Origin of the sequence: Streptomyces sp. NPDC006332 (genome assembly GCF_040612855.1) — a bacterium.
In the GTDB taxonomy this organism is placed as follows: Bacteria; Actinomycetota; Actinomycetes; order Streptomycetales; family Streptomycetaceae; genus Streptomyces.
Genome location: NZ_JBEXRA010000005.1, coordinates 247288 through 253679, shown reverse-complemented (window position 1 = coordinate 253679; position 6392 = coordinate 247288). Strand labels below are relative to the sequence as shown.

5 protein-coding genes are annotated in these 6392 nt (G+C 71.5%); 1 reads left to right on the top strand and 4 read right to left on the bottom strand.

Annotated elements, in window-relative coordinates; translation table 11 throughout:
* Positions 1 to 142: 142 nt before the first annotated feature.
* The 4 genes from ABZ027_RS07555 to ABZ027_RS07540 all read right to left on the bottom strand — a co-directional run bounded on the left by ABZ027_RS07555 (position 143) and on the right by ABZ027_RS07540 (position 5331).
* The gene (locus ABZ027_RS07555; RefSeq protein ID WP_356765358.1) at positions 143 to 595 is read right to left on the bottom strand and encodes a DoxX family protein; all 453 of its coding nucleotides are present in this window, start codon (positions 593 to 595) and stop codon (positions 143 to 145) included.
* An 87-nt stretch (positions 596 to 682) separates the two neighbouring features.
* Positions 683 to 2617 (bottom strand): FAD/NAD(P)-binding protein, encoded by a 1935-nt coding sequence (locus ABZ027_RS07550; RefSeq protein ID WP_356765356.1) that lies wholly within the window; start codon positions 2615 to 2617, stop codon positions 683 to 685.
* Positions 2618 to 2856: 239 nt separating this feature from the next.
* On the bottom strand, positions 2857 to 4518 hold the full coding sequence (locus ABZ027_RS07545; protein WP_356765354.1) for an alkaline phosphatase D family protein: 1662 nt from the start codon (positions 4516 to 4518) through the stop codon (positions 2857 to 2859).
* A gap of 168 nt (positions 4519 to 4686) precedes the next feature.
* A complete protein-coding gene (locus tag ABZ027_RS07540; RefSeq protein ID WP_356765352.1) occupies positions 4687 to 5331 on the bottom strand; it encodes an HNH endonuclease family protein in 645 nt (214 codons plus the stop codon).
* 430 nt (positions 5332 to 5761) lie between these two features.
* Between ABZ027_RS07540 and ABZ027_RS07535 the strand changes: the two genes are divergently transcribed.
* The gene (locus ABZ027_RS07535; RefSeq protein ID WP_356765350.1) at positions 5762 to 6349 is read left to right on the top strand and encodes a TMEM165/GDT1 family protein; all 588 of its coding nucleotides are present in this window, start codon (positions 5762 to 5764) and stop codon (positions 6347 to 6349) included.
* Positions 6350 to 6392: the final 43 nt, after the last annotated feature.

Genomic DNA, 6392 nt, shown 5'->3' with positions numbered 1-6392 from the left:
CGAACTCGCGGCGCTGAAGTCCCTCCCCGTCTGGCTGGCGCTCGGTACGACCGTCGCGGGCTTCGGCGCCCTGTTCGCCGCGTACAGCTACATCAGCGGGTCGCGCGGGACGGGCGCCGTGGTACGCGGCGGACCGGCCGGGTCAGGCCGTCACCGGATCCTGCTGCCTGGCGGGCTCCTCCGAGGCCGCCGAGCGCTTGGCGAACAGCCGGTCCAGGCCGAAGGCGCCGGAGCCGGTGAAGACCAGCAGCAGGAAGGCCCAGCAGAACATCGCCGCACCCTCGCCGCTGTTCTCCATCGGCCACAGGCCGTTGGGCTGGTGCACCTTGAAGTACGCGTAGGCCATCGCGCCCGAGGAGACGAACGCGGCGGCCCGCGTGCCCAGGCCGATCAACACGAGGGAGCCGCCGATCAGTTCGATGACGGCCGCGTACCAGTTGGGCCAGGCGCCGGCGTCGACCGTGCCGCCGTTGCCGTCGGCGCCACCGAGGACGCCGAAGAGCGACGAGGCGCCGTGGCAGGCGAAGAGCAGGCCGACGACGATACGGAACAGACCGAGGGCGTACGGCTGGGCGCTGTTGAGGCGTCCGGTCATGGTGGGGGGAACTCCTTCGGTGGGCCGGTCCCGGGGAGGGAACCGGTCTGGGGGATGGACCGAGCGGAGCTCCCACGTTAGGTGCGCCTAATCAATGCTTGCAAGTTCAACATTTGGCCATGACTTTGTCTCTGTTTCCCCTCCCGTTTCGCCCGCCGCCGCACGTAGGACGCCTCTCGCCACCGCATCCGCGTCCGAAAGGGTGACCGAATCCACACCTGGGCGGGCTCCCGCCGCGGTCACCCAGTGCACGCCCTCCGTGGGAACCCCGAAGGCGAACCTCCTTGTGTGGACACGCCCTTGACGGTCAATCAGGTGATAGGGCCGCCGGGTCACGTCCAGCCCGCCGGTCTCGTAGCCGTCGGCCAGATGCGGTCGGCACTGGCCGGTCCTCAGCAACCCGGCGAGCAACTCGTCGGCGGTCCGGCGCAGATCCGGCTCCGGGAGCCGCGCCTCTATGAGGATGCTCACGCGGACGTCGGAGCCGGGGACCTCCGGGGAGTGCGCCACCCAGGCCCCGTCCTCCTCGCGGACCTCCAGGCGCGGCCCGAGCACCTCCACCACTCCCGCCCTCACCAGCGCGGCCAGCTCCTCGACGCGCCGCCGGGGCGGCCCGATGGACAGGTAGGCGTTGAGCGGGGTGTACCAGCCGTCCAGATGGTCCCGGCGGGAGCTGCCGGCGAGTCCGCCGTGGTCGACGATCTGCCGCAGTTCGTTGCGCAGGTCGCGCAGGACGTCGAGGGCGGCCTTCAGCGGACCGGCGACATTGCCGAGCGCGGCCTCGGCGGCGTCCTCGCGCAGGTGGTCGAGGAGCCACTCCCGCCAGGCGCCGGGATCGGCGAAGTCGCGTCCCGCGTACGGGCGGCAGATCCGGTCCCAGGACCAGCGGTCGGTCTCCTGCACGGCGAACTCGTCGAGGACGGCCCTCTCCTCGGTGCTGCCGTGCGCGGTGGCGAGGAAACGGTCCCGGAAGGTCGTGGGCCCGAACATGGTGGCCCACAGCTCCGTGGCGCCGAACTCGCTGTCCCCGACGAGGCCTTCGTAGTAGACCGTCTCCACCTCCTTCGCCACCAGGGGCCATATCTCGGTGAGGAAGTCCGGGGCCTCACCGGAGTCGGCGCGCTTGCGGAAGCGGGCGATCGTGTCGTCGGTGAGGACCCTCGGGAGGTGACGGCCGTAGGGGCCCTTGGCGTTGTCGCCGCGCGCCTGGTACGGGATGCCGCGCCGTGAGCCCGCGTACAGCCGTGGTTCACGACCCGAGGGTGTGTAGCGCAGCTCCTGGCCGTCGTGGACGAACCGGCCGCCGCGACCGGTCGTCAACAGGGCCATGTGATCGAAGAAGTTGAGACCCAGGCCCCGCAACAGCACCGGCTCGCCGGGGCCGACGGGGGACAGGTCCACGTCGGCCGGGTTGGCCGGCGGGATGTGGCGCAGGCCGTGGCGTTCGGCGTATTCGGTGTGCCGCCGGACCGCCGGGTCCGCGACGACCGGCAGGTGACCCTGGGCGAGGACGACGGCGGACAGGCCGGACAGGACCCGGCCGTCGTCGAGGGTGAGCGACTGGCGGCCGTCCGGCGCGTCCTCCAGCCGTACCGCGCGTGCCGTGTGCGTCTCGACGCGCAGCTCGGACGACGCCTCCTCCACCGCCCGCGCGAACACCCACTCCAGGTATTGGCCGTACTGGGCGCGGGTGGGGTAGTCGTCCGGGCCCAGCGCGCCGTCCGCCCATTCGTGCAGGCTGGGGCCCGGCCGGATCGGTCCCGAGCAGTCCACGCTGTCGTCGGTGAACAGGGTCACCTGCGAGGCCACGGTGTTCATCAGCAGCTCGGGCGACTGCGCGGTGCGCCAGACGCGGCCGGCGCCGGGCGGCTCGGGATCGATGACGTGGACCGTCAACCGGGCGTCGGCCGACAGGAGTTCGGGTGCGGAGGCGCTCAGGCGCTCCAGGACGCTGGTGCCACGCGGCCCGGCGCCGACCAGGGCGACGGAGACGGGCGCGTGGTCCGTGGTCGGTGCGGGCAAGGGGGGCTCCCGGGCGTGTGGGGCGCGTGACGGGCTGGTTCGCGACGGAGGGCGGCGGAGGGGCGGTGGAATGCGGCGGAAGGCGGGGTGGGGGGAGGGGTACAAGGGTGGCTGAAAGCGGACCGTCCGCCTCATCATGCCGTCGGCCGCCGCGGGAGCCGACCCCCGGGGGTCTCGACTGTGTGCCGCGTCACGAGCATCACGGGTCACGGGCGCAACAAACGGGCCCAACCCGGCGATTACGGGACGAGATCGGACTCCACGACCGTCTCCAGCCGGGGCTTCGCCCCGCGCGTCTCCTGCGCCTGCTCCAGTCGCAGCCGTGCCGAACGGCCGCGCAGCGTCAGGGTCATGAGCTGGTTGCCGAACCAGGGACCGCTCGTCTTCCGCCAGCTGACCGCCGGCCGGCCACAGCCGCCGTGCCGGGCGAAGCGCCGGCCGAGAGCCCGGGCCACCGCGCTCCAGCCGAAGCGGAAGCCGAGCCTTATCGACAGCGGGATCGAGTTGTGGACGGGGGAGCAGGTCAGCTGGAGGACACGGGCGTCCGGTGCGCCCGAACCGGCCCCCGTGGACGCTCCCGACGGCCACGTCGCCTCGGCCACGTACGCGTGGTGCACGTCCCCGGACAGCACCAGTACGGTGGCCGGCGCCTCCGGCCCCGAACCGACCTCGGCGATCAACGCCGCCAGCGCGTCGAAGGACGCCGGGAAGGCCGCCCAGTGCTCCAGGTCGGCCTTGCGGCGCAGGTCCTCGCCGAAGCGGGCCCAGCGGGCGCCCTTGTCGCCCCGGCACAGCGACGCGTTCCACGCCTCGGCGTCGTGCACCAGGTGGGGCAGCAGCCAGGGCAGCGAGGTGCCGATGAGGAGGTGGTCGTACGACTCCCGCCTGTCCAGCGCCTGCTCGCGCAGCCACCGCTCCTCGCCGGCGTCGAGCATCGAGCGGTTCTCCTCGGCGAGGACGCGGGCCGCCCTGCTGTCCACCATCAGCAGCCGGACGCGGCCGAAGTCGCGCCGGTAGCTCCAGCGCACCGAGGCGGAATCGGCGTCGGCCCCGGCGGCGAAGGCACGCAGCGCGTCGGTGCCGTCGGGAACCCCGAGCACGGCCGCGTACAGCGGATCGGCGGCCAGTTCGTCGAGTGACAGGTTCCCCAGGTGCTGGTGCACCCAGTACGACATCAGTCCGCTCATCAGCCGTTCCTGCCACCAACCGGTCTCCCGCATGTCCCGGAGCCAGGCGGCGGAGGTGTTCCAGTCGTCGATGACGTCGTGGTCGTCGAAGATCATGCAGCTGGGGACGGTGGACAGCAGCCAGCGGATCTCGGGGTCCAGCCAGGACTCGTAATAGAGGTGGGTGTACTCCTCGTAGTCGGCGACCTCGCCGCCCGGCGGGTCGCTCAGGTCGCGGCGGGCGGCGAGCCAGCGACGGGTCGCCGGTGAGGTCTCGTCGGCGTACACCTGGTCGCCCAGCAGCAACAGCACGTCGGGCCGTTCGCCCTCCGGGTCGCCCGCGATCCGGGCGGCCAGGGTGTCCAGGGCGTCCGGGCCGACCGGGTCCTTCTCACCGGCCGGGGGCGCGGCCCAGCGGCAGGAGCCGAAGGCGACCCGGACCGGGGCGTCCTCGCTCGGGGTGTGGATGACGGAGCCCGGGAAGGGGGAGTCGGGCAGCGGCCACACCCGCTTGCCGTCCAGGAGCACCTCGTACGACCGCGTGGTGCCCGGAGTGAGCCCGGTCACCGGGACGAGGGCGTAGTGATGCCCCTCGATCTGGAAGGAGCGGGCCTCGCCGCGGGTGCCGTCCGCGCAGCGCACCTCGGCGGCGCACGGACGGCTGGTCTCGACCCATACGGTCGCGGACGAGCCGTCGACATACCTCAGCAGTGGTCCCAGGCGCAGTCCCGCCACGTGATCGCCCTCCTCCGTCGCCCCGTACGGTACGGAACGACGGAGGTGCTCGGGGAGGTTCCGGGCATCACGGTTCGGGAATCCGGGTGTGCGGATCCTGTGTGAGTGGCTGACGAGAGGGGCGTCTGAGCGTCGCGGTAAGGGCGGTCGACGACCGGCCGACAGCGGTCAGCAGCTCGCCAGGTAGTTCGTCAGCGCGCTCTTCTCGGCCGAGTCGACCGAGAGGTCGTAGTAGTACTTCACCTGGACCCAGGCGCGGACGTAGGTGCAGCGGTAGGCCGTGCGTGACGGCATCCAGGTGGCCGGGTCCTGGTCGCCCTTGGCCTGGTTGACGTTGTCGGTGACGGCGATCAGCTGCGGGCGGGTGAGGTCGTTGGCGAAGGCCTGGCGCCGGGAGGTCGTCCAGCCGCTCGCACCGGAGTCCCAGGCCTCGGCGAGCGGGACGAGGTGGTCGATGTCGAGGTCGGATGCGGCGGTCCAGGTGGCGCCGTCGTAGGGGGAGTACCAACTGCCGCTGGTGGCGGCGCAGGCGGAGTCGGTGACGACGCTCGAGCCGTCGCGCTTGAGGACCGTCTCACGGGTGTTGCAGGTGCCGGACTGGGTGATCCAGTGCGGGAACAGGTCGCGGTCGTAGCCGGTGCGGTCCTCGGTGGCCACGGTGAGCGAGGCGAGGTAGGTGCGGGCGGTGGCGGCGCTGACCGGGGTGGGGAGGGCGGCGGAGGCGGTCGGGCCGTTGAACAGCGCGACGGAAGCCATGACTCCGGTGAGCGCCGCGAGTATGCTGAGCCGTCGACGCGCGTAGAACTTCGGCATGCGAACTCCCTTGGGGGGCGGGGGCGTTGGAGTGCGAGCGAGGACATGCTCGCCACTCCGCATTGCGGGGAGATGTGCGTACGGTGAGAAGCTAGTGACGTGAGCATGACACGACAAGGCGTGTGACGTGAGGGCTTCGCGTACGATGGACGGCGCAGAAGGGGAGTAGCTCTTCGCCGGACCGTCGACATACTGCTCAGCTCGTCTGAGCCGGCGCCCGGAGGCGGACCTCGATCGACCTTGGATCCTCGGATCCTTCGGGCCGTGGGGTCGGCCAGCGAGACCTTCGGCAAGCAGTACGTGCCCGTGCCGTTCCGGTACGGGTGACAAGTGTGCTGCCGTGCCGAGGTGTCGCTTCGAAGGGTCGCACGCGAAACTCTTCCAAAGGCTCAGCACTCTCGGCGGGGCGGCCCCGACCGATTGAGGAACCTTGATCAGCTTCACCGTGACGGCGCTCGTCTTCGGCGTCGTCTTCCTCGCCGAACTGCCGGACAAGACCGCGCTCGCCGGTCTCGTCCTCGGCACCCGCTACCGCGCCTCCTATGTCTTCGCGGGCGTCGCCGCCGCCTTCGCGCTCCATGTCGTGCTCGCGGTCGCGGCCGGCAGCGTGCTGACCCTGCTGCCGCAGCAGATCGTGCACGCGGTGACGGGGGTGCTGTTCCTGGGCGGCGCCGCCGTGCTGCTGAGGACGAAGGACGAGGCGGACGGCGACGCGGAGATCCGCAAGCCGGAGAACCAGTCCTTCTGGAAGGTCGCGGGCGCGGGGTTCATGCTGATCCTGGTCGCCGAGTTCGGCGATCTGACCCAGATCATGACGGCCAACCTCGCCGCCCGCTACGACGACCCCGTCTCCGTCGGTCTTGGGGCGGTGCTGGCGCTGTGGGCGGTGGCCGGACTCGGCATCGTCGGCGGAAAGGCCCTGATGAAGAGGGTGCCGCTGCGGCTCATCACGAAGATCGCGGCGGTCCTGATGCTGGCGCTCGGGGTGTGGAGCCTGTGGGAGGCGGTGGCCGGCTGAGGCCGTCCGGGTCCGCCGACCGAGCTGAACGTCCAGTGAACTG